Raw genomic sequence first — 413 nt, forward strand, 5'->3', positions numbered from 1 at the left:
TTGGTATCGTAGGTACTGAGGCGGTTGCCGCCAGCACCGTGAAACCAATGTCCAGCATAGTAGAAGATGAAGAACTCATCATCAGCGAGAGTCTTGATCGTGTACTTCAGATCGTCTCGCAAAGCCGTCAGACTGGCATCGGTGTCCTTAAGGACATGTACCGACACGTCCTCGTCCGGTAGATCGGCATAGATTCTCTTGATAACGTCAGCGAAGGCGTCCCCGTCGGCATGTGCGAAATCGACGGATGGCAACGGCTCGCCCTTGGGCGGCTTTCGATAGTTCTCGATCGCGACAACAAGGGCGGTTACTCGCGTAAACCTCCGCTCAGGTCGCGCGTCCACCTCAGTCGGCTGAGCTCCCGAGACTCCCCTCTTAGGCATCATCGTCCTCGTCAAGAAATTCGTTCTCTA

The 413-nt window shown here is 55.2% G+C and carries 1 pseudogene; it reads right to left on the bottom strand.

The annotated features are described in order from the left end of the window. A pseudogene (locus tag EN852_RS35530) lies at window positions 1-344 on the bottom strand (hypothetical protein); the annotation flags it as partial. Between the last annotated feature and the right edge of the window lie 69 nt (window positions 345-413).

The organism is Mesorhizobium sp. M2E.F.Ca.ET.209.01.1.1 (genome assembly GCF_004010375.2).
In the GTDB taxonomy this organism is placed as follows: Bacteria; Pseudomonadota; Alphaproteobacteria; order Rhizobiales; family Rhizobiaceae; genus Mesorhizobium.